Annotated in this window: 24 protein-coding genes; 7 read left to right on the top strand and 17 right to left on the bottom strand. The window is 67.8% G+C overall.

The genetic code is table 11. From position 1 onward, the window contains the following. Positions 1-298 precede the first annotated feature (298 nt). Positions 299-895: a DNA-3-methyladenine glycosylase family protein gene (locus tag ACFQMF_RS12635; protein WP_256408156.1), complete on the bottom strand. Its 597-nt coding sequence runs from the start codon at positions 893-895 to the stop codon at positions 299-301. Between the two features lie 148 nt (positions 896-1,043). Here ACFQMF_RS12635 and ACFQMF_RS12630 point away from each other — a divergent pair, with 148 nt between their 5' ends. Further along, the gene (locus ACFQMF_RS12630; protein WP_256408155.1) at positions 1,044-3,047 is read left to right on the top strand and encodes a 3-hydroxyacyl-CoA dehydrogenase/enoyl-CoA hydratase family protein; all 2,004 of its coding nucleotides are present in this window, start codon (positions 1,044-1,046) and stop codon (positions 3,045-3,047) included. Between the two features lie 57 nt (positions 3,048-3,104). On the opposite strand, the gene ACFQMF_RS12625 is transcribed toward ACFQMF_RS12630, so the two are convergent. Further along, positions 3,105-3,311 (bottom strand): hypothetical protein, encoded by a 207-nt coding sequence (locus ACFQMF_RS12625; RefSeq protein ID WP_256408154.1) that lies wholly within the window; start codon positions 3,309-3,311, stop codon positions 3,105-3,107. Between the two features lie 52 nt (positions 3,312-3,363). Further along, positions 3,364-4,410: an aspartate-semialdehyde dehydrogenase gene (gene asd, locus ACFQMF_RS12620; protein ID WP_256408153.1), complete on the bottom strand. Its 1,047-nt coding sequence runs from the start codon at positions 4,408-4,410 to the stop codon at positions 3,364-3,366. A gap of 254 nt (positions 4,411-4,664) precedes the next feature. Between asd and ACFQMF_RS12615 the strand changes: the two genes are divergently transcribed. Together ACFQMF_RS12615 and ACFQMF_RS12610 are read left to right on the top strand one after the other, a co-directional pair. Continuing rightward, positions 4,665-6,344 (top strand): Na+/H+ antiporter NhaC family protein, encoded by a 1,680-nt coding sequence (locus ACFQMF_RS12615; protein WP_256408152.1) that lies wholly within the window; start codon positions 4,665-4,667, stop codon positions 6,342-6,344. Positions 6,345-7,425: 1,081 nt separating this feature from the next. Beyond that, the gene (locus ACFQMF_RS12610; RefSeq protein ID WP_256408151.1) at positions 7,426-8,637 is read left to right on the top strand and encodes a glycosyltransferase family 2 protein; all 1,212 of its coding nucleotides are present in this window, start codon (positions 7,426-7,428) and stop codon (positions 8,635-8,637) included. A gap of 501 nt (positions 8,638-9,138) precedes the next feature. Here the strand turns inward: ACFQMF_RS12610 and ACFQMF_RS12605 are convergent. The 8 genes from ACFQMF_RS12605 to ACFQMF_RS12570 form a co-directional block, all read right to left on the bottom strand. Then, positions 9,139-9,480 (bottom strand): DUF5615 family PIN-like protein, encoded by a 342-nt coding sequence (locus tag ACFQMF_RS12605; protein WP_256408150.1) that lies wholly within the window; start codon positions 9,478-9,480, stop codon positions 9,139-9,141. After that, positions 9,480-9,761, bottom strand: coding sequence for a DUF433 domain-containing protein (locus ACFQMF_RS12600; protein ID WP_256408149.1), 282 nt, complete (start codon positions 9,759-9,761; stop codon positions 9,480-9,482). The genes ACFQMF_RS12605 and ACFQMF_RS12600 overlap by 1 nt, the downstream gene beginning before the upstream one ends. 167 nt (positions 9,762-9,928) lie before the next feature. After that, the gene (locus ACFQMF_RS12595; protein ID WP_303654706.1) at positions 9,929-10,276 is read right to left on the bottom strand and encodes a DUF5615 family PIN-like protein; all 348 of its coding nucleotides are present in this window, start codon (positions 10,274-10,276) and stop codon (positions 9,929-9,931) included. Positions 10,277-10,293: 17 nt separating this feature from the next. Continuing rightward, entirely contained in the window at positions 10,294-10,569 is a 276-nt protein-coding gene (locus ACFQMF_RS12590; protein ID WP_256408147.1) for a DUF433 domain-containing protein, read from the bottom strand. 128 nt (positions 10,570-10,697) lie between these two features. Further along, a complete protein-coding gene (locus ACFQMF_RS12585; RefSeq protein WP_256408146.1) occupies positions 10,698-11,027 on the bottom strand; it encodes a hypothetical protein in 330 nt (109 codons plus the stop codon). A gap of 3 nt (positions 11,028-11,030) precedes the next feature. Further along, on the bottom strand, positions 11,031-11,390 hold the full coding sequence (locus ACFQMF_RS12580; protein WP_256408145.1) for a hypothetical protein: 360 nt from the start codon (positions 11,388-11,390) through the stop codon (positions 11,031-11,033). 152 nt (positions 11,391-11,542) lie between these two features. Continuing rightward, the gene (locus tag ACFQMF_RS12575) at positions 11,543-12,637 is read right to left on the bottom strand and encodes a DUF7972 family membrane protein (protein ID WP_256408144.1); all 1,095 of its coding nucleotides are present in this window, start codon (positions 12,635-12,637) and stop codon (positions 11,543-11,545) included. Continuing rightward, positions 12,634-13,284 carry a hypothetical protein gene (locus tag ACFQMF_RS12570; RefSeq protein ID WP_256408143.1) on the bottom strand — a complete coding sequence of 217 codons (651 nt, stop codon included), beginning with the start codon at positions 13,282-13,284 and terminating at the stop codon, positions 12,634-12,636. Before ACFQMF_RS12570 ends, ACFQMF_RS12575 begins: the two co-directional genes overlap by 4 nt. 111 nt (positions 13,285-13,395) lie before the next feature. Between ACFQMF_RS12570 and ACFQMF_RS12565 the strand changes: the two genes are divergently transcribed. Both ACFQMF_RS12565 and ACFQMF_RS12560 read left to right on the top strand, forming a co-directional pair. Continuing rightward, positions 13,396-14,376: a calcium/sodium antiporter gene (locus tag ACFQMF_RS12565; protein WP_256408142.1), complete on the top strand. Its 981-nt coding sequence runs from the start codon at positions 13,396-13,398 to the stop codon at positions 14,374-14,376. Positions 14,377-14,430: 54 nt separating this feature from the next. Then, complete coding sequence (locus ACFQMF_RS12560; protein ID WP_256408141.1) at positions 14,431-14,622, top strand: hypothetical protein; 192 nt, start codon at positions 14,431-14,433, stop codon at positions 14,620-14,622. 31 nt (positions 14,623-14,653) lie between these two features. Here the strand turns inward: ACFQMF_RS12560 and ACFQMF_RS12555 are convergent, their stop codons facing one another. Next, a complete protein-coding gene (locus tag ACFQMF_RS12555; protein ID WP_256408140.1) occupies positions 14,654-15,361 on the bottom strand; it encodes a DUF2270 domain-containing protein in 708 nt (235 codons plus the stop codon). Between the two features lie 68 nt (positions 15,362-15,429). Next, positions 15,430-15,765, bottom strand: a complete 336-nt coding sequence (locus ACFQMF_RS12550; RefSeq protein WP_256408139.1) for a DUF7113 family protein — start codon at positions 15,763-15,765, stop codon at positions 15,430-15,432. Between the two features lie 142 nt (positions 15,766-15,907). Here ACFQMF_RS12550 and ACFQMF_RS12545 point away from each other — a divergent pair, with 142 nt between their 5' ends. Both ACFQMF_RS12545 and ACFQMF_RS12540 read left to right on the top strand, forming a co-directional pair. After that, complete coding sequence (locus tag ACFQMF_RS12545) at positions 15,908-17,854, top strand: ATP-binding protein (protein ID WP_256408138.1); 1,947 nt, start codon at positions 15,908-15,910, stop codon at positions 17,852-17,854. A gap of 85 nt (positions 17,855-17,939) precedes the next feature. Further along, a complete protein-coding gene (locus tag ACFQMF_RS12540; RefSeq protein WP_256408137.1) occupies positions 17,940-18,401 on the top strand; it encodes a universal stress protein in 462 nt (153 codons plus the stop codon). Positions 18,402-18,460: 59 nt separating this feature from the next. Here ACFQMF_RS12540 and ACFQMF_RS12535 read toward each other — a convergent pair whose 3' ends face one another. The 4 genes from ACFQMF_RS12535 to ACFQMF_RS12520 all read right to left on the bottom strand — a co-directional run bounded on the left by ACFQMF_RS12535 (position 18,461) and on the right by ACFQMF_RS12520 (position 21,572). After that, positions 18,461-18,748: a transcriptional regulator gene (locus tag ACFQMF_RS12535; protein ID WP_256408136.1), complete on the bottom strand. Its 288-nt coding sequence runs from the start codon at positions 18,746-18,748 to the stop codon at positions 18,461-18,463. 121 nt (positions 18,749-18,869) lie between these two features. Then, positions 18,870-19,346 carry a 50S ribosomal protein L11 gene (locus ACFQMF_RS12530; protein WP_256408135.1) on the bottom strand — a complete coding sequence of 159 codons (477 nt, stop codon included), beginning with the start codon at positions 19,344-19,346 and terminating at the stop codon, positions 18,870-18,872. 99 nt (positions 19,347-19,445) lie between these two features. Further along, entirely contained in the window at positions 19,446-20,825 is a 1,380-nt protein-coding gene (locus ACFQMF_RS12525) for an MFS transporter (protein WP_256408134.1), read from the bottom strand. A 54-nt stretch (positions 20,826-20,879) separates the two neighbouring features. Beyond that, entirely contained in the window at positions 20,880-21,572 is a 693-nt protein-coding gene (locus ACFQMF_RS12520; protein ID WP_256408133.1) for a TetR/AcrR family transcriptional regulator, read from the bottom strand. Positions 21,573-21,635: the final 63 nt, after the last annotated feature.

The raw sequence follows: 21,635 nt of genomic DNA, 5'->3' as shown, positions 1-21,635 counted from the left end.
CGCCGGTGCGAGGGACGCGGTGAGCGACAGGCGACCGGAGGGAGCCCGAGCGAACCGCGAAGCTGGGGAGGTGTGAGGTGTGGTGCGGTCGGGTGGGACTCAAAGGGGCAGCCGCGAGGACGGCGCAGGCGACGTAAGCACTGCAGGGAGTGAGCGAAGCGAACGACCGAAGCGCGCAGCGAGCGTGCGCCGTCCTCGCGGCTGGGGCTTTGGAGGTGTTCGCTGCAGGGTCGTCGATTACGTACAACTGAGCGACTGGACTTTCGATGCTATTCGATACCACTCAGTACACAACAACTTACGACTCGTATTCGGCCCAGATGTATCGCGTCCCGTAGCTCCGGTAGGGTCGCCACGCCGCGGCGATCTCGCGCATCTCCGCCCGAGTCAGCTCCGCGCCGTCGTTGTACACCCGCTCGATCCCCTTCCGGACCGCGAGGTCGCCGAGCGGGAGCACGTCCTCGCGGCCCAGCGCGAAGATGAGGTACATCCGCGCGGTCCACTCGCCGACGCCGCGGATCTCGGTGAGCGCGGCGACGACCGCCTCGTCGCTCTCGCCCGCCAGCCCCTCGCGGGTCAGGTCGCGGTCGCCGTCGCGGAACGCGTCGGCGGCCGCGCGCAGGTACTCGACCTTCGTGCCGCTGAGCCCGGCCTCGCGCAGGGCGGCCTCGTCGGACGCGAGCACGCGGTCCGGCGTCGGCTCGCCGCCGAGGACGTCCACGAAGCGCTCGCGAATGGCGGCCGCGGAGGCGGTCGAGAGCTGCTGGTTCACGATCGAGGTGCAGAGGCGCGCGAACTCGTCGGCCGCGGGCTCGATCGACAGCCGGCCGTGCCGGTCGATCAGCGTCGCCATCGTCGGGTCCTCCCGCAGGGTCGCCGCGACTCGGTCGTCCATCGACCGGGCGTTCGAGCCGGAGCCACCCGACGGTTTCGGTCGCGGCGACGGTCGCGCCCGCCGCGCGCTCCGGGGGTCGTAAACTTGCCGCGGGTTTCGCGTTTGGAAGATGGAAACGTTCAACCGCCGCGGTTCCGACCGGTCTCGTATGCAACTCGACGACGTCCAGCACGTGACGGTCCTCGGCGCCGGGAACATGGGGCACGGCATCGCGGAGGTCGCCGCCCTCGCCGGCTACGACGTGTCGCTGCGGGACATCGAAGAGGCGCTCGTTCGGGACGGCTACGACCAGATCGAGTGGTCGCTCGGCAAGCTCGCGGAGCGGGACCGCATCGGCGACGACGAGGCCGAGGCGGCGCTCGACCGCGTCCAGACGTTCGTCGACCTCGAAGCGTCGCTCGCCGACGCCGACGTGGTGGTCGAGGTCGTCCCCGAGAAGATGGCGATCAAGAAGGACGTGTACGACGAGGTCGTCGAGCACGCGCCCGCGGAGGCGGTCTTCGTCACCAACACCTCCAGCCTCTCGATCACGGAGCTCTCCGAGGTCACCGACCGCCCCGAGCGCTTCTGCGGCATGCACTTCTTCAACCCGCCGGTGCGGATGGACCTCGTCGAGGTCATCTCCGGGAAGCACACCTCGGAGGACACCCTCGACCTGATCGAGGGGCTCGCGGAGTCGATGGGGAAGACCCCGGTCCGCGTCCGGAAGGACAGCCCGGGCTTCGTCGTCAACCGGATCCTGGTCCCGCTGATGAACGAGGCGGCGTGGATCGTCGAGTCCGGCGACGCGACGATGGAGACGGTCGACTCCACGGCGAAGTTCGGCATGGGGCTCCCGATGGGCTCGTTCGAGCTCGCCGACCAGGTCGGCGTCGACGTGGGGTACCACGTCCTGGAGTACATGCACGAGACCCTCGGCGAGGCGTACCGCCCCTGCCCGCTGCTCGTCGAGAAGGTCGAGGCCGACGAGCTCGGCAAGAAGACCGGGAAGGGGTTCTACGACTACGAGGACGGCGACGGCGCCCGCATCCCCTCGGACGCGGTCGACGAGGACGTCCGCCGGCGCCTGCTCGCCGTGATGGCCAACGAGGTCGCCGGCCTGATCGGGGACGACGTCGCCGACGCGCCCGCTATCGACCGCGCCGTGACGCTCGGCGCCGGCTTCCCGGACGGCCCGGCGACGCTCGCCGACGACGAGGGCCTCCCGGCCCTCGTCGACGTGCTCGACGCGCTCCACGAGGAGACGGGCGAGGCGCGCTACGAGGCGACCGACTACCTGCGCGAGGCCGCCGAGGCCGGCGGCTTCCACGGCGGAGGCGACGGGGACGCCGAGAGCGCCGACGGCGAGGGCGGCGCGGGCGACGCGCTCGACTACGACGCCCTCAACGTCGTCGTCGAGGACCGCGTGGGACACGTCGAGATCGACCGTCCCCACCGGATGAACACGATCAGCGGGGAGCTGCTCGACGAGCTCGGCGACGCGATCGACCGCCTCGACGCGGACGACGAGGTGCGCGCGATCCTGCTGTCGGGCGCCGGCGACCGCGCGTTCTCGGCCGGCGCCGACGTGCAGAGCATGGCCGCCGGCGGCGCGGACCCGATCGACGCCGTCGAGCTCTCGCGACGAGGCCAGCGGACGTTCGGCAAGCTGGAGGAGTCCGACAAGCCCGTCGTCGCCGCCATCGACGGCTACTGCCTCGGCGGCGGGATGGAGCTCGCGACCGCGGCCGACATGCGGGTCGCCTCCGAGCGCTCGGAGCTCGGCCAGCCCGAACACGACCTCGGGCTCCTCCCGGGATGGGGCGGCACGCAGCGGCTCGCCCGGATCGTCGGCGAGGGGCGCGCGAAGGAGATCATCTTCACCGCCGAGCGCTACGACGCCGAGACGCTCGAAGGGTACGGCTTCGTCAACGAGGTCGTCCCCGGCGACGAGCTCGACGAGCGCGGGCGCGAGCTGGCCGAGTCGCTCGCCGCCGGCCCGCCGATCGCCCAGAAGTACACGAAGCGCGCGATGCACGCCGGCCGCACGGACGCCGAGGCCGGCCTCGAAGTGGAGGCGATGGGCTTCGGTCACGTGATGAACACCGACGACCTCGTGGAGGGCGTCACGGCGTTCATGGGCGACGGCGAGCCCGAGTTCGAGGGGAAGTAGGTCGCCGAGGGGAAGTAGGGCCGCCGCCCGCGGGACCGATACCCTCCGATCGCCCGGTTACAGCGGCGTGTCGGCCGCCGAGACCGCCTGTCTCCCGACGCTGACGACGAGGTACGCGACGGCGGCGACGAACAGCGCGACGCCGAGGACGTCCGAGAGGCCGGGGAGCGCGGACTCGACGAACGCGGGCAGCGTCGTCGATCCGGACAGCGGAAGCAGGAGGAGGGCGACGCCCCGGCGGAGGGATCGGATCGTCTCTGACATGACGAGCGGGAGGCTGACGGCCGAGTGTGAAATCGGTAACGGTCGGGGCCGCTCAGACGTACCCTTCCTCGACGAGCAGCTCGCCGTTGAGCAGCGAGGCGCCCGCGGCGCCCCGGATCGTGTTGTGCGCGAGGCAGTTGTACTTCGCGCCGGCGTCCGTCGACTGGACGCCGCCGGCGACGATGCCCATCCCGTCCGCGTACGTGCGGTCGAGGCGGGGCTGCGGTCGCTCCGGCTCGTCCTCGCCGAACACCTTGATGAGCTGGTCGGGCGAGCTCGGGAGCGAGCCGACGCCCTCGAACGAGCGCATCGCCTCGCGGAGGGCCGCGGGCGAGGGGTCCTCGGCGAACTCGACGAAGACGTTCTCTAGGTGGCCGTCGAGCGTCGGGATCCGGTTACAGGAGGCGGCCACGTCGGCCCCGTGGAGGTGGACCTCAGCGCCGTCGAACTCGCCGAGGAGCTTCCGGGACTCCGTCTCCATCTTGTCCTCCTCGCCGCCGATGTGCGGGATGGCGTTGTCGATGATCTCCATCGAGGTGACGCCGGAGTAGCCCGCGCCGGAGACCGCCTGCAGGGTGGAGACGCGGACGCTCTCGATCCCGAACCGGTCGATCGCCGCGAGCGTGGGGACCATCGTGATCGTCGAGCAGTTCGGGTTCTTCACGAGGGCGCCGTCCCAGCCCCGCTCGTCGCGCTGGACCTCGATGAGGTCGAGGTGGCCGGGGTTGATCTCGGGGATCGTGAGGGGGACGTCGGCCGCCATGCGGTCGTTCGAGGAGTTCGAGGAGACCACGTACCCCTCGTCGAGGAAGGCCGGCTCGACCTCGGCGGCGACCCCCGACGGCAGCGACGAGAACAGGAGGTCGACGTCGGCGTCCGCGATCCCCGCGGGCGTCGTCTCCGCGACCGTCATCTCCGCGACCCCGTCGGGGATGGGAGTGTCCACGCGCCACTTGGCGGCCTCTCGGTACGTCTTCCCGGCGCTGTCCGCGCTCGCGGTGACGGCCGCGAGGTCGAACGTCGGGTGGTCGTCGAGCAACTGGATGAACCGCTGACCCACGGCGCCGGTGGCACCGAGGATGCCGACTCGTACAGACATTGCGCGTGGGTCGGTCACAGGGACGTAAGTGCGTTCGGATACGCGCCGAATCCGCCGGTCGAGGGAGGGAGTCGCCGCGTCGGACCGGTCGTCCGGATCGCCGAGACGCCGACCGAGACCGGAAGGAGACCGACGAACGGTCGCCGTGAGCGCCCTCGACCCGAGATCGGTTCCCGAACGCGCCGCGTGCCGCGGGATCCGTCAGTCCGGACCCACGGGTGGTATTAAATACTCGCGTGCGAGAGTAGGTGCCAATGACCGGGTTCGGAGCGCTGTCCGTCGCCCCGCCGTTGCTCGCGATCGTCCTCGCGGTGATCACCCGCAAGGCGGTGCTGTCGCTGTTCCTCGGCGTCTGGTCGGGGGCCGTCATCGTCACGGGCGGGCTCGGGATCGTCCAGACGTTCGAGTGGATCGTCGCGGCGGTGTCCGACGAGTTCCAGGCGACCATCCTCGTCTTCACGCTGCTGCTCGGCTCCGGCGTCGCCATGGTGTGGAACCTCGGCGGCACCGCCGCGGTCCGCGACTGGGCGCTCGACCGCCTCGACTCTCAGCGGCAGGCCGGGCTCGTCGCCTGGGGGCTCGGGATCGTCCTCTTCTTCGACGACTACGCGAACACCGCCATCGTCGGCTCGGCGATGAAGGACGTCTCCGACCGCCTCCGGATCTCCCGCGAGAAGCTCTCGTACGTCGTCGACTCGACGGCGGCGCCGGTGGCGACGCTGGGGATCTCCTCGTGGGTCGCCTTCCAGCTCTCGCTCATCGGCGAGGGGTACGAGGCCGCCGGGGTCGCCGAGGCGAACCGTCCCGGCACGTTCGAGGTGTTCGTCTCGTCGATCCCGTTCAACATGTACGCGATCCTCGCAATCGTGATGGTCCTCCTGATCGTGGGGTCTGGCCGGGACTACGGCGAGATGCTGACGGCCGAGCACCGCTCGTGGACCTCAGGGAAGGTGACCCGCGACGAGGCCGTGCCGATGCAGGACGTCGCGGGCGAGCTCGGCGAGCCGCCGGCGTCGACGCCGCGGCTCGTCAACTTCTTCGTCCCCGTGGCGGTGCTCGTCGCCGTCACGGTCGCGACCGCCCTGTGGTCCGGCGAGTTCTCGCCGGTCGGCTTCGGCGGCGACCTCCTCGCCGGCGAGCTCGGCGCGGCCGGCGGCCGGCTGTGGGACGCCGCGCTCAACGCCTCGTACGAGGTGGCGCTCATGATCGGCTCGTTCGCGATGGTCGCCAGCGGGTTCGTCCTCGGCAGGGTCTACGGCATCTTCGGCGCCGGCGACGCGACCGAGTACACGATCGACGGGTTCTCGATTATGCTCACCGCGGCCTCCATCCTCGTGCTCGCGTGGGGGATCGGCGGGGCGATCGACGCCCTCGGCACCGGGGAGTACGTCGCGAACGCCGCCGTGGGGTCGGTCTCGCCGGCGCTCCTGCCCGCCCTAGTGTTCGTCGTCGCCGGCGTCATCGCCTTCTCGACCGGCACCTCGTGGGGGACGATGGGGATCGTCACCCCGATCGCGATCCCGATCGCGTGGGAGATCAGCGGCGGCGGCGCGGCGGGCCACACGCTCGTGGCGGCGATGGTCGGCGTCATCTTCTCTGGCGCCATCTTCGGCGACCACAGCTCGCCGATCTCCGACACCACCGTCCTCTCGGCGACGTTCACCGGCGCCGACCTGATCGACCACGTGCGGACGCAGATCTACTACGCGGTCACGGTCGCGGCGGTCGTCGTCCTCCTGCTGGTCGTCTGGGGACTGACGCGGGTGACGCCGCTCGCGCTGCTCCCGCTCGGCGCCGCCCTGCTCGCCGGGCTGGTGTACCTCCTCTCGGAGTTCGACGCCGCCCGCCGCGGGATCGACCCGGTCTCGGTCTCGGAGCGGCAGGAAGACGGCGGCGAGGGCGTGTTCGTCGCCGGCGCGGAACAGGACGACTAAACTCTCAACCGACTGTTTAAGAGCGTTCGCCGGTTACCGCGTGATGCGCGCCCTCAGTCCCCGCCCGAGTACTCCCCGATGGGAGCGATGACAGCGCGGAGAACCCAGGCGCGTGACATCCGGTCGCTGACGCGACCCGCCCGTCGCCGCGCAGGCGACCGCCCGCCACGAGGGTTTCCCGGTCGACGCGGCACGCCGCCGGAGATGAGACCGGTCGTTAGTGTCGCGGGCGTACATTTTGAGTGTGTTATTAGAATTATTTGAAAATAATATTTGTAGTATTGATTGTAGCCTACTGTTGAGACAAGAGATCCCATACTGATCCCTATCCTCGTCGTATTCTCGGGTGAACAGTCGATGATGACGAGCCTGGAATGATGTCTGACGAGAGTACAAATATGTCTGATATGTTTGAAGATCCGTGCTACATACAATGCACATATCCATCGAATACAGGTCGGAGCTAAGAAACACCGAATATATTAACCGAACCCACTATACTGCCCGCATTCTGGGCATTGGCCGCTCTGATCGAGGTTTTGAATCCCAATTCTTGTCTTACACTCGTTACACTTTATTACGAAGTCTACCATCAGGATGTTCCCCTCAGTTAGATTTCCACCACACTCTGGGCACTCATCTCCTACCTCATCGCTGGCGAGATCAGCAGGACAATCAGGGCACTCAATCACTATCATATCTATATCACTCCGGTTTGCCACCGGCTTTGTATTTGCGGTGTGAATCACTCTGCTCAACCGCTCGCGCCCACACATATCTTGTACTGACTTCACTCTCTGTATCTCACACGCGTTTTTGTCAGAAGCTGAAGAAATCTCAGAGACGCTGCTGAATACAGGGCGCGTATCGGTCACCGGATGATTGGCATTCCGCGAGTACTTGGATTGGTAGAGACTGATCCAGCAGAGATCGGTTAGCCCAAGGCTACTAACCGTTAGAAAACCGGCACAGACCCGTAACGACAAACTGGTGCTCGACCGATCCTGTGGCCGACTTGCTGGATCTGCTGGTAAAGATATGAGGAGCAATATATTATTAACAAGCGATCTAAAGGACGGTAATGGATTATCAGCTGGCGAATTTGCTTTTCACACTGTTCGCTTGGACAGTGCTGACGATCTTCTTTGTCGCTACAGTCTTTTGGCTCATTGAGATTGTGATTATTGGCCGTGCTCGCCGTGGGGCGATAGAGCACGAACCCGCAGAGGTTGAGGTTCGAGTGATGACCGTAGCGGCTGAACGTGTCGTCCAAGCCACCGTCGACCAACTACCCACAGAACTGGACACTATTCGGGTCATTGCTGAACGACCGATTACCATCGATGGTGCAGAGGTATGTGTCGTCCCTTCTGAGTTTGAGTGTGAGGCCACACGGAAGGGCCGAGCGCTGGAGTGGGCTAGACGAGAGTTGAACTGTAATGCATCGTATATCCTGTATTTGGACGAGGATACGCTCTTGCGAGAGTTCCATGGGTTGCCGGATGCTGACATTGTCCAACTTTCCGAACAACCGATCAGGAGCGACTCGTGGCTCACGTACTTTGCAGAGATATTTAGGATGGGTTTCCAGTTGGAACAAGCCGTATTCCCGAAGTTTCGGTATCCACTGTATGCATGGGGAGGGGGAATCGCTGTCAGAAAGGAACTTGAAGATCAGATCACTTGGGACGTGAACACCGTCACCGAAGACACGAACTTCGTCTGGCGGGCCTTCCAGGCTGGTGAGTGTGCCTTTCAGTTTCTCAACATCCGCGCTATGAACCAAGCCCCGCCATCAGTTCGAGAGATGATCTACCAGCGTCGTCGTTGGATCTCCGGGGCGGCCCGTGATTCCCATCTCTTGCCCCGGCGGTATCAACTGTTGTCGTTAATGCGAAATGCTGCTTGGGGACTGGTCTTCGTGTCACCACTGCTCGCGCTGCCGCTGGTGACGCCGGTGACTGTCGTGCTATTCCCTGTTGTGTACGGCTATGGAATTCTGTTTCAATTAGTGGGACTGTTCGGGTGGGCTGTCCTCGGGTACTGGTACTACGGTGAACGCCCACTCGTTTTAGCGGCCCTGCTCGTGACTATCCCACTGGTAGCAATCATCCACGCAGCAGGTGCATTCTGGGCGATCTTTCAACCGACCACTGAGTTCCGTGTCACCCAAAAGGTGCCACCTGCCGAAGTTGAGGATAGTAGGGCTGCCGAGATCGCCGTCACTGAGAAGCATACCGATTCCGAACAGACTACTGAGGAAACTGAGCCCGTCGAACCCCGTCAGCCATAGTACCCATCCTACTGTAGATGGCCATTACGCACACTCACTGAGCGGTTGGTTCAGCCGAGGATTATTCAAAGAACGGTTCGTATCTGTTGACTGTAAGCTCTGTATTTTGCACGGTGCTACTGACATACTGTGGAGAGGTCAGCATTTGGTATCGGTACCTGAATCCCCTGTACTAACTGCAGTCGCCCCTGTTGTATCACTGACAGAAGATTCCAACAGTCACTCTTTTCACTCAGCCCACTGGCCGAAACCGGACAGATACCCATTTGATCGAGTTCCCTCAGCAGTCTGGTCTCAGTACCGTTACAGATATTCATCTGGGCCGAAACGCGTTCGTGGGCAGTAAGCACTTGATCTATAGGTTTGACTGGATCTACTGATTTTGGGAGTATATAGTCTTCTAAACCGTTACTTCACTTTCACCGAGCCTACTAGTAGATTTTCGTCCGGTAGTGTCGCGGGCGTACATTTCAAGTGTGCTATTAGCTCCCAACGGCAGTTTTACAGCCAGTTTCGACTCACGTATTCGAGCGTCACGTCAGACTGGTCGATATGCTCGGAGAGTTCGTGTACGACATCTCCCACCTCTCGGGCCGAAAGCGCCTGATCCTTCTGAAAGAGGATTCCAGCAGTGTCTTCGATGTCGATCTGAGTGAAGAAGTCGTCATCTTGGGTGAGAACGAGACGGCTCGTCTCGCGTCCGTACACAGCGATCGACCTATCGTCGGTGCCGAGATTGAGTTCCGCCACATCGCCGACCCACTCGACATCGCGACCGAGTTTCCGCAGATAATTGATCGTCGCCTGCTCGACGTTTTCGTCAGCGAGAATGCGATACCCCATCAATCACGCACGTCGTCGGGATCTGTCGTCAGGTGGTCGTGTTCTTCGATCGCGGATTGCCGCCGGCGTTCGGCCGTACGCATCTCTTCGGGATGGTCGTGGTAGTACGTGAGCGCTCGATAGACATCAGCCACGTCGAGGTCGTGGCGATCGGCGACCGTTTTCGGGGGGAGTCCCCGTTCTTCGACCTGTTCTTTGAGGAACTGAACGGTAATCCGTCGGCCTTCGAGATGCGGCTCGTCGTGGAGTTCCCGCACAATACGCCTCGTCACCTGACTCATGCGACACGCTATGTCGCCACCGTACTTGAACGTCTGGGCCGGGATTCACTCCGTTTCACTTCCACCGAGCCCACTAGTGGATTTTCGTCCGGTAGTGTCGCGGGCGCACATTTCGTAACCGAAAGCGGTAGCGCTGTAGAGTCGGGTATCGAACCGTTGACTATCAGTTACTCGTGTAGCCAGTCGTACCACTCGTCGAGGTCAACGACCTCGTTTTCGATGTCTGTCGCTCCGTACTGAGTGAACACTTCGTCCACGACTCGCGCAAGCCCTTCCGGATCCTCGTCGGGGCGGCTCTGATCGTAGTAGAGCAGTAGCCCGGCGTGTTCGATCTCCCGGTGAAGTTCCTCGAAGTCCCGCGCGTTGTTCGTCATCAGCGCGACGCCGTGCTCGCCGCACCACGCCAGTAACTCCGCGTCCTCGGTGAACTCTCCGAACACGTCCTTCGCCTGATCGACCTCGTAGCCGCGCTCGCTGAGCACGCGCTCGAACACTCGCCCGACGTGTTCGTCCAAGAGAATCCGCGTTCCCGTCACTGAATCGTTTCCTTCGGCTTCAGCGAGGACTCGTGAATTCGCTCGAAGGCGTCCTCGTTTTCGCGCTCGAATTCTCGTATCTCCTCAACGTGCGCGTAGTAGTACGAGAGAGCCTCGTAGACTTCAGAGAGGGAGATGTCGAGTTGGTCTGCGATGTGCGCTGGCGATCGGTCGCTATCGAGAACTCCTGCCGCGACGTGCCGGACGCCGACTCTCGTCCCCTCTATTCGGGGTTCGCCTCCGAGGACGGCCTCGTCGCGGGTGATGCTCATACGACGCTGTTAGTCGCGTTCTCGTTTATATCTTTTCTGCGGCCACCCATCGCTCACACTGCTAGTTCCACATTCACCGAGCCTACTAGTAGATTGTCGCCCGATAGCGTCGCGGGCGTACATTCGACTTACCGGAGATACGTCTCTATCTCGTCGACGACGATATCTGCGAACTCGTCGGTAACCCGGCCCTGCCACGCTGCCAGATCTTCGATCCGCGGCGAGTGGACCGCCCACGGGGAGACGAACGACTCGCGTGGAACACCGCCAACCTCCCACACGTCGGAGCCCAACGCAACCGAGTCTTCGTACTCCTTGGTCGATACGGCGACTCCGAGGAACTGCTCGTCGTCGAACGGGTGCGAACTGTTGTTGACGATCAACCACGGACGCTGGCGGTCCTCGCCCGTTTTGAACGGGTCGGAACTCCGAACGACATCTCCCCGTTTCGGTTGCATCTATTACTCCCGTTCACTCGGGTGGGGCTCGGCCGGAGCGACGGCGTCCCAGTCGTCCGGATCGATGCCCCCGTCCTCGTCGTCGAGTCGCTCCGTCGCTGTATGGAGATCGTACGCGTCCTGAACACGGTTCAAATCGTCAGTTATCGCCCAGTATTCCCCTCTGTGTCGGACGAAATCGCGCTGTTTCAGCCGGGAGAGAGCAGTTCCGACCGTATTCGGGTCTTCCTCGATTCCGGTCGCAATTTCCGAGCGGGTGAACGCCTTGTCCCGATTCGTATATAAGTAGACGAGTACCTGCTCGGGAACGCTCGGACTATCCGGTAGCTTCCCCGTTTCAAATTCCTCGATACGGACGGGCATAGACCGTATTTATCGTGCTGATGTAATGAATGTACTGCTGTACCGAAGCCACCGACGGTCAAGACGGTCCCGCGTTCTCCGAGCCTACTAGTGGATTTTCGTCCGGTAGCGTCGCGGACGATATTCCGATCCCGAAGAGCGACGGTGCTCGGCTACTCCGAGTCCCGCAACACCAGCGGCCCGATGGCGAGGGTCCGCTTCGCGAGGGTGAGGACGCGGAGCACGTAGGAGACGAACAGCGAGAACGGGAGCAGCGCGACCGCGAACGCGCCGCCGACGACGAGCGTCACGTGGTCGATTCCGAGGGTGCTCCCGGAGAACGTGCCGGCGTCGACGACCGTGACCATCGCCGCCGCGACGACCAGCGCGGGCACCGCGGCGTAGAGGATGAGCCGCGAGAGGTCGATCAGCGCCCACTGGAAGTACAGCGTCTTCACGTGCTCGCGGGCGGGCCCGAACAGCGACAGCGACTCCCGCAGCGCTTCGAGCGAGTCGCGCTCCGCGTCGGTGAGGGCGTCGCCGTGGTCCGCGACGATGCGCTCGATACGGCCGAGCTTCCGGCCGTAGTTGAAGTCGAGGGCGGCGAACACCACGTCGAAGGAGCCGAACGCCGCGCCGTCGAGGCGGTCGTGCACGGCGTCGGCGTTCCCGACGACGCCCGCGGCGAACTCGTCGACGTCGGCTTCGAGGCCCGTTCCGTCAGGTCCGTCCGGTTCCCCCGACCCGTCGCCGTCGCGTTCGCGGACCGACTCGCGGAGGTCCCGAGCGCGGGCGGACGCGGTCCCGAGGATCGCGTCGAGGAAGCCGGCGGGGTCGGTGGGGGCGGGCTCGCCGGTCAGCTCCGCGACGGAGTCCCGGACCGCGAGCGTGTCGTCCATGCGCTCGCGCTGGTCGCCGAGCGGGCCGTTCTCCTGCGTGAGCACGAGCTGCCCGATCGTGACGACGAGCGTCGCGCCGGTGACGATCGCCGTGATCATCGCCGAGAACAGCGTCTCGATCGGGTCGCTCGCTCCGACCTTCCCGGCGAGAGACGGGGAGAACGCGGCCGACACGGCGACGAACGCGACGAAGACGACGAGCGTCAGGACCCCCGCGACCACGAGCCGGTTCGCGCGCAGCAGCAGCCAGAGCTTCGCCCGGTTCTCGCCGGCGCGCTCGCGCATCGTGTCGGCGGCGGTCGCGTCGCGGTCGGTCGGTCCCCCGTCGGAGTCGTCGCCGGTCGACGCCGCTTCCGACTCCCCGCTCATCGGGGCTCGACGCGCACCGAGAGGTCGTCGACGTAGTGCGTCGCGTCCGACTCCCAGATCACGGCCGTGCCGACGGCGAGGTAGAGCGTGTCCGTCGACAGCTCCGGGGTCGTCCACTCGAAGGCGTACTCGCGCCAGCCGTCCGCGAGCCACAGCGCGTCTCGGAGCCCGCCGTACGGCGTCTCGCCGAGTTCCGTCGTGTCGAGCCCGGGCTGCGGGAAGTCCTCCTCGGTCGCCGGCGGTTCGGGGCCCAGCCGCATCAGCGCGTGCCGGATCGTGTTGAACGACTCCGAGTCGCTCCAGAACTGCCCGGAGACCTCGATCCGATACGACGCGCCGGAGTCGATCGGGACGGGGTGGACCCCCCACGTGACGCCGTCGTCGTAGTCGCCCTGGTTCCAGACCCGGAGGGACCGCTCGCCGGCGGCCGCCTCCTCGTCGGAGACGCCGAGCTCCCAGTCGAAGTCGGCGAGGTCGACCTCGGGTCCGATCGCGGCGCCGGCCTCCCAGTCGCCGATCCCGTCCTCGAACCCCTCCTCGAAGGCCGGGGCGTCGCCGCCGCTCGCACAGCCGGCGAGACCGACCGCGCCGGCCGCGGCTCCCGCCCGGATCAGGTCCCGTCGCCTCACGGCGTCGCGTCGGTTCATGCGGCGACACGACGACCGGCCGACGGATAAGTGCACGTGCCGGGCGGGACTGATGGAGCGGTGCGGCCCGGTGGATCGGTTTTAATACCGGCTTGACGGAACGGGTACCCAATGGTTCCGGGAACGGCGGCCGTGGGGCTCGCGACCGTCGCGCTCACCGTCGTCGGGCTCTGGATCGGCGCCCGCGCGCTCGTCGACTCGACGGTGCGGATCGCGCGGCGGTTCGGCGTCAGCGAGCTCACGATCGGGCTGACGATCGTCGCGATGGGTACCTCGACGCCGGAGCTGGTCGTGACGGTCGACGCGGCGCTGGCGGGGCTCGGCGAGATCGGCGTCGGCAACGTCGTCGGCTCGAACGCCTACAACCTCGCGTTCATCCTCGGCGCGGTGTCGCTGCTGCGGGTGATCCCGGTCGAGCGGTCGCTCGTCCACCGCGACGGGGTCGCGCTGGTGTGCTCGACGCTGGCCGGCGTCGCCGTCCTGTTCGACCGGACCGTCACCGCGGGCGAGGGCGCCCTCCTCGTCGGGGGGTTCGTCGCGTACACCCTGTACCTGATCCGCGACGAGAGCACGGCGCACTCGATCGAGACGGAGTACACGGAGTCCCGGGTCACCGGCGCGGTCCCGGCGCGGCTCTCGCACCGCGCCCGCGACGCGCTGCTGCTCGTCGGCGGGCTGGCCCTCGTCCTGGTCAGCGGCCACTTCATGGTCGAGGCCGCGTCGTCGCTGGCCCGCGGCGCGGGTATCTCCGACTGGGCGATCGGCGGGACGATCGTCGCGGCGGGCACGTCGACCCCCGAGCTCGCCGTCTCGCTCGTCGCCATGCGGCAGGGCCACGTCGGGATGTCGGTCGGGAACGTCGTCGGCAGCAACGTGTTCAACGTGCTCGGGATCCTCGGGATCGCGGCGCTGATCGGCCCGCTCTCGGTCGGGCCCGCAGCGATCGAGACGCTGCTCTGGCTGACGGTCCTCACGGTGCTGATGGTCGCGGCGCTGTGGTCGGGGCGGCGGCTCTCCCGCGCCGAGGGCGCGCTCTTCGTCTGCTCCGAGCTGGCTCGGTGGACGCTCGGACTCCTGCGGATCTTCGGCTGATCCCGCGGGGCTCCCCGAACAACGCTTTTGTAGCTACGGCGACCAGCGACGGGTATGACAGAGGGTTCGGTGTCCGTTCCGCCCGAGCAGTACGAGCGGCTCGCGGCGCTCGCGGCCGCCCGCGGCGTGACGCCCGAGGCCCAGCTCGCCCGCCTCATCGACGACGCCTACGAGGGGCTCGACGGCGACGCGGAGCCGCCGGAGTCGCTCCCGCTCGGCGTCTCCGCGCCGGACGACGGGGAGTGACGGCGCCGGGAGGAGCCGCGGGCGGCTCGGTTCACTTCCACTCCTCGGCGTCGTCCGCGGACCCGAGCTCGCCCTTCGCCCGCCTCGGCGCCCGGCGCAGGGTCAGCGCCAGCACGGCGAGGTAGAAGCACCCGACGAGCGCGAGCACGACGGCGCCGGGGACCGCGCCGACGTCCGCGGTCGCGACGACGCCGCTTCCGGCGGGCGTGAACACCGTGAGCCGGACGACCCACGCGGCGATGAGAACCGTGAAGAGCGGCGCGTACACCCGTCGGAGGCGCCGGGAGACCGCCTCGGCGCTCGGCGTCTTGATCGTCGGCTCGCGGAGGTCCTCGCTCAGGAGCTCCCGCCAGTTCGACTGCTCGACGCCCTCCGGGTCGAGCGCGTTCGCGAACACGTTCTCCTCTAGGAGCCGCACGCGGGACCGCCAGACGTCGAACATGCGGTACCGGCGGATCTCGATCCCGAGGAAGACGCTGAGCATCACGAGCCCGATGAGCAGCACGTAGTGCGGGCGCGACTCGTTCGAGAACGTCCACGTGAGCAGCGACGCCGTCACCACGACCGCCCAGTTGGTCGTCCGGTCGATGCGGGTCCGCCACGAGCTCATCCGCCCGAGCTCGCCGCGGTAGGTGTGACCCATGAGCGAGAGGAGGTCGGAGCGGTCGCCCGCGGCCTCGGCGGCGACCTCGCGCTCCGCCCGCGACCCGGGATCGAAGTCCTCCGGTGGTTCCGACATACCGTCCGTAGCGGGGCGCGACGGGTAAATCCCGATGCGGTCCCCGACGCGATCCGGACCCCCTCGATTCAGGCCGGGTCGGCCCTCGTCGCCTCGACCTCGACGGCGTCGGGGTCGACGCCGATCCGCGCGAACTGCGTGCGGACGTGCTCCTCGGCCGCGTCGAGCGCGGCCGACTTGGTGTCGAACCCCCGGGGCATCGGCTCCTCGAAGGCGACCCGGATCTCCTCGCCGTCGACCGTGAGCGCGGACCCGCCGCTCTCGACCTGATAGAAGGCGTCGCACACCCAGACGTAGGGGGCGTCCTCGTCCGGCGCGCCCCTGTACGTCGGCGGGTCCTCGCCGCGCTCGAACACCGTCCCGGTGAGGTCGGTTCCCCCGCCGCTGCCGCGAACCAGTATCATACCACTCGTAGGACCCCGACGCGGAAAAGCGCCCCGTGACGGGCGCGAGTCGCCGAGACCGCCCCGACGCCCGAGACGCCGGCGCCGCCCGAGGCGACGTGGAGGGGGAAACGCTTTCGGCGTGGCGGCCGGTGGTTCGCCCATGACGCTGGAGGACTTCACCGAGTTCACCGACGACGAGGGCGACGGCGGGGGGGACGCCGCCGGGTCGCCCGTCGACCGCGACGGGGCCGGCGCCGCCGACACCGACGACGCGCCCGACGCGGAGGGGGCGGTCTCGGGAGGCGCGGGTACCGGGGACGGCGGTCGCGCGGTGGCCTCGGGGAACGAGGGCGACCGGAGCGCCGCCGAGGGCGAGGCGGGCGACGGCGACGCGGACGCGGACGCCTTCGCCGCCTACGACGTGGAGCCGGCCGGGGAGGACGCCGGGCTCGGGGTCGTCTCCGTCTCGCAGGGGCTCCGCGTCGCCGAGGAGGACGACGAGACGACGCTGCGGGCGTTCGTCACGACGGGGAACCGCGAGGCGGTTCGGCTGGGGAAGTACCTCCTCGTCCCGTACCCGGACGGCGAGCGGCTGTTCTGTCGGATCACGGGGTTGGAGTACGCTCAGGAGTTCCGCTCGGACGACGCCACCGAGATCCACGCGCGGCGGCAGATGCGCCGGGACGACTTCGCCGAGCGCGACTACAAGTTCATGGCCGAGCTGGAGCCGATGTCGGTCGTCTACGGCGAGGGCGACGGGATGAAGCGGCGGATGACCGACCGGGTGCCGAAGCCGGGCGCGGTCGTCGAGGAGGCCTCCGACGACGCCGAGATCAAGACCGGGCTGAAGATCCCCGAGGACGGCGTCTTCCTCGGCCACCTCTCCGTCGGGGGCGAGAAGGTCCGGACGGCGGCCGAGCCCCCCACCGTCGACTACCGGGTGAAGGACGACTACGCCGACGGCGACCCGCTCGCGTTCCGACACACGCTCGTCGCCGGCGGGACCGGGTCGGGGAAGACCCACGCCTCCAAGAACGTCCTCCGGCAGTACCTCGACGCGGACCGCACGTATCCCACGGGAGACGGCCGGGAGTCGCGGATGGCGGTCGTCCAGTTCGACCCGCAGGACGAGTACGCGCAGATGCACGACGACAACCCGGACCTCGACGCAGACTTCGCCCGGCGGCTGGACCGCGAGGGGATCGCGCACGGCGGCCACGACGACACGGTCGCCCTCGTCCCGCGGGTCGCGAACGCGACGTACCCCGGCGAGGGCCACCGCGCCGAGCGCGTCGAGTTCACGATCCCGTTCTCGCTCGCGCAGGACATGCCGTGGCTCGTCGCCGGCTCCGGGCTCAACGACAACCAGTACCCCGCGCTGTTGACCCTCCTCAACCGCTTCTTCGACGATTACGGCGACTCGGGGACGTACGGCCAGTTCCTCTCGTACCTCGACGACCCGGCGCTCAAAGCGGAGCTCGACGAGAGCGGGCGGGTCCACGAGGCGACGTTCGACGCCGTGAAGCGCCGGGTGCGCGCGGTCCCCGGCGGCGTCTTCGACCAAGACGCGAAGCCGATCACGGAACTCGACCACACCCTCGTCCGTCCCGGCGGACTCTCCGTGGTCCCCACGTACCACCTCCCGACCTCCAGGCAGAAGGAGATCGTCGTGCTCGCGGTCGCGGGGCTCCTCGTCGACGACAAGCTCTCCAACGACCCCGACAGCGACCGGATCGAGGAGACGCCCCTGTTGATCGGCATGGACGAGGCGCACAACTTCCTCGCGGACGCCGACAACGTGCAGGCGCGGAAGGTCGTCCAGAAGTTCACGGAGGCGGCCAAGCAGGGCCGCAAGGAGCGGCTCGGCCTCTTCCTGATCACGCAGGACCCGCAGGACGTGGCGGAGTCCGTGTTCAAACAGGTGAACACGAAGGTCGTGTTGAACCTCGGGGACGAGGACGCCATCAGCAGCGTCAACATCCCGTCGAACCTCGCCGGCAAGGTCCCGTACATGGAGAAGGGGCAGATGGTCGTCTACTCGCCGGACAACTCCGAGCCCGTCGAGCTGATCGGGCTCTCGAAGTGCGTGACGCGCCACGGCGACTGAGCGGGGCGTCGCCGAGTCGGACCCGGTTTCCACGCGGCGGAAGTCGCCGTCGGCCTTTTTGAGGACGGGACGAGAAGCGCCGCGCATGACCAAGCGCATCCTCGCGGCGGTCGACGGCTCGGAGGAGGCGGCCGAGGCGCTGCGGTTCGCGGTCGAAGAGTGGCCCGACGCCGAGGTGACCGCGCTCCACGTGATCAACCCGGCCGACTCGACGACCGGCGCGGAGGGCGGGTTCCCGGGCGCGGTCGACCGGTGGTACGAGGGCGCCAAGGGCCGCGGCGAGCGGATCCTCCGGGAGGCGAGCGAGGCGGTGGACCGCGACGTCGACACCAGGCTGGAGGTGGGCCGGCCGACCGCGACGATCCTCGCGGTCGCGGGCGGCGAGGCCTCGGTCGGCGACGGGGACGGAGAGGGCGGGACCGGCGAGCCGTTCGACCACGTCGTGCTCGCGAGCCGCGGCCGCACGGGGCTCTCGCGCATCCTGCTCGGCAGCGTCGCCGAGGGGGTCGTCCGCCGCGCGGAGGTGCCCGTGACGGTCGTGCGGTAGGCGGAGACGCGGACGCGGCCGTCGGCGCGCGGGGCGCGGACGGCCCGACCCCGCCGTACCTACTCCTCGGCGCGCTCGGCCTCGACGACCTCGCCGACGACGGTCCACCCCTCCTCGTCCGGTCCCGACCGACCCAGCAGCACCGACTCGCGGTCCTCGGAGGTGATCAGCCGGAACTCGGCGTCCCGGTCGGCGTCGGTGCGGACGCCCTCGCCGCGGAACTCGCGCTGGAAGAACTCGGTGGACGAGAACTCGAAGACGCCGGTCTCGCCGTCGTCGAGCGCGAGCCGGACCGGTCGCGGCTGGACGTTGTGGATCCGCTTCGCGATCGGGTGGAGATCGGCCATGAGGGTCAGTCGGCGCGTCGCGGACAAAAGCGGCGGGGTCGGAGCGACGGCGGGCGTCACGGGGCCGTCGCTCTCGGGTCGGAACGCGCGAAAACGCCGCCGGAACGGGCGAAAGACCGCGTTACGCTTCGAGGACGTCGTCGTAGTCGCCGGCGTCGACGCGGTCGTCGAACGTCCGGGCGTCCTCGCCCTCGATGGTGACGCCGAGGGAGGCGCAGGTGCCGCCGACCTCCTTGGCGGCGTTCTTCACGTCGTACGAGAGCAGGTCGGTCGACTTCTGCTCGGCGACCTTCTTCACCTGTTCGATCGACATGTCGGCGACGAAGTCGGTCTGGGGCTCGCCGGAGCCCGTCTCGAACCCGGCCTCGTCCTTGATCAGTTCGGCCGTCGGCGGGACGCCGACCTCGATCGTGAACGAGCCGTCGTCGTCGTACTCGATCGTGACGGGGACCTCCATCCCGTCGAACGCGGCGGTCTCCTCGTTGATCTGCGACACGACGTCCTGGACGTCCACCGGCGTCGGTCCGAGCTCGGGACCGAGCGGCGGGCCGGGGGTGGCCTGCCCGCCGGGGACGAGCGCTTCGATAGTTCCAGCCATGTCCGTACGAACCCGACGCCGACTTTTAACGGTTGTTCTTTCGGGTAGGGGGCGCTAGCGGTTCGCATACGGCGTGACGACGAGCGGGCGCGTCCCGACCTACGACTCCGCGCCGGCCGCGTCGCCCGCGGCGGTCCCCGGGTCGCCGTCGGTGCGCCCCGGGAGGAACGTCCCGGTCTCGCGGCGGACGCCGACGAGCAGCGCGACGCCCGCGGCGAGGGGGAAGACCGCGCAGGCGGCGTACACCGGCGCGAAGCCGACCGCGTCGATCAGCGGCAGCGACACCATCGGGCCGAGCGCGCCCCCGACGTCGCCGAACACGTTGTTCGTCCCGGAGGCCCGCCCCATCCGCTCGTCGGGGGTGAGGTCGGCGAGCAGCGCCATCATCGGGCCGCTCGTGCCGCCCTGTCCGGCGCCGATACAGACGCAGGCGAGCGCGAGGTCGAGGACGGACCCCGACCGAGCGAGCAGGAGGAACCCGACGAACGAGACGACGAGGAAGGTCAGGAGGACCGGCGTGCGCGAGTCCCGAGAGTCCGATATCCGACCGCCGACGAGCATGAAGCACGCGGCCGAAACGACCGTACCGGCCATGAACAGCCCGGAGGTCCCCTGCGGGGCGAGTCCGAGGAGAGAGATGTCGTTCTCGCCGAGGAATAAGACGAGGGTGGAGAACAGCGCGCCGATGTACGCGAACAGCAGCCCGAAGTTGACCAGCCCGACCGTCAGCGCGGGGACCGCGGTGTCGACGTCCCACGGCCTGATCGAGTCCCCCGAGCGGTCGCCCGTGACGTGCGTCTCCGGGACGAACCGGTGGGCCACGACGCTGGCGGTGAGCGCGAACGCGGCGGCGACGGCGAAGGCGGCGGCGTTGCCGGCCAGCGACGAGACGACCCCGCCGAGCACGAGCCCGGCAGGGAACCCCATCGTGATGCCGCCGCGGACGACCCCCATGTTCGTCCCGCGCGAGCCGCTGTCGGAGAGGTCGGCCGCGATGGTGTAGGCCGTCGCGAACACCGCGGCGGAGCCGACTCCCCAGAGGATCCGCGCGAGGAGGAACCACGTCTCGGGCGCGACGGCGACCGAGACCGCCGCGAACCACCACTCGGGTCCGACGGTGACGGGGCCGGCCGCGATCCGCGGCAGCGACGCCGCGAGGGGGCGGAGCGACTCGGCCGGCGGCACCGCGAGCGCGACCACGTAGCCGAGCGTCGCGACCCCCTCGACGAGGAGCCCGTAGACGAACGGCCTGCGCGTCCCGTACCTGTCGACGAGGGCGCCGGCCGGCGCGTTCGCGACGAGCCGGACCCAGCGGTTCGCCGAGAGGATGAGCCCGACCGTGAACGCCGAGATGCCGAGGACCGCGCCGAGGTTCGGCAGGATCGGGAAGACGACGCCCCCGCCGAACCCGACGAAGAAGGTGCTGGCGATGACCGCGAGCAGCACGGTCGGCGGCCGGTCGAAGCCGAGCCGCCCCATCTCAGGGGCCTCGCCGAGGGGCCGAGTCCAGCCCGCGTCGCGTCGGGCCCGCGGTCATTCGGTCTCGTCCTCGCGGAGCATCGAGGCGATCCCGTCCTCCGGCGAGGGGAGCGCCACGCCCTCGGCGAGCAGCGGCTCGACGACCCGCTGGAGCGTCGCCTCGGCGACCCGCCGGGTGTACGTCGGCTCGGGGAGGTCGGCGGCGTCGACCGCGTCGTCGCCGTCGCCGCCGGTGAGGGTGATCTGTCTGGTCCGCGCGCCGTCGAGGGTGGCGACGACGAGGGCGGCCGTCTCCTCGACGTCGACCTCGCGGAAGACCCCCTCCTCGATCCCCGATTCGAGGATGTCGGCGACGGTGCCGCGCAGCAGCCGGTCGCTCCTGACCAGCTGCTCGCGGATGCGCTCGTTGAACGGGCCCTGCGTCCGGAGCTCGAGCAGGGCGATGTGGAACGCCTCGCGGTCGGCGGCGTCGGCCTCGAAGACGAACCAGCCGACGAACCCCGCGAGCCGCTCCGCCGGGGGATCGTCGGCGCGGGCCCGGATCCGCGCCTCCGAGTCGGTGATGACGTAGTCGAGGAACGCGACGAGGAGGTCCTCCTTCGTGTCGTAGTGGTAGTGGAGCAGCGACTTGCTCTTCGAGCACTCGTCGGCGATGTCCTGCATCGTGACGTCGGCGTAGCCGTGGGCGCGGAGCGCGCGGTAGACCCCGTCCATGATCTCGTCGGCCGGGCCCGGCTGGTCGCTCATTGACTGACCAGTCAGTCAGCGATCGGTAAATCCCTGTCGGTCGGCGTTGCGCGTAGCCGCCGC

It is taken from the genome of Halorubrum rutilum (assembly GCF_042665015.1).
GTDB lineage: Archaea > Halobacteriota > Halobacteria > Halobacteriales > Haloferacaceae > Halorubrum > Halorubrum rutilum.
The sequence above is the reverse complement of the archived record's forward strand: the minus strand, read 5'-3'. Positions and strand labels throughout refer to the sequence as shown.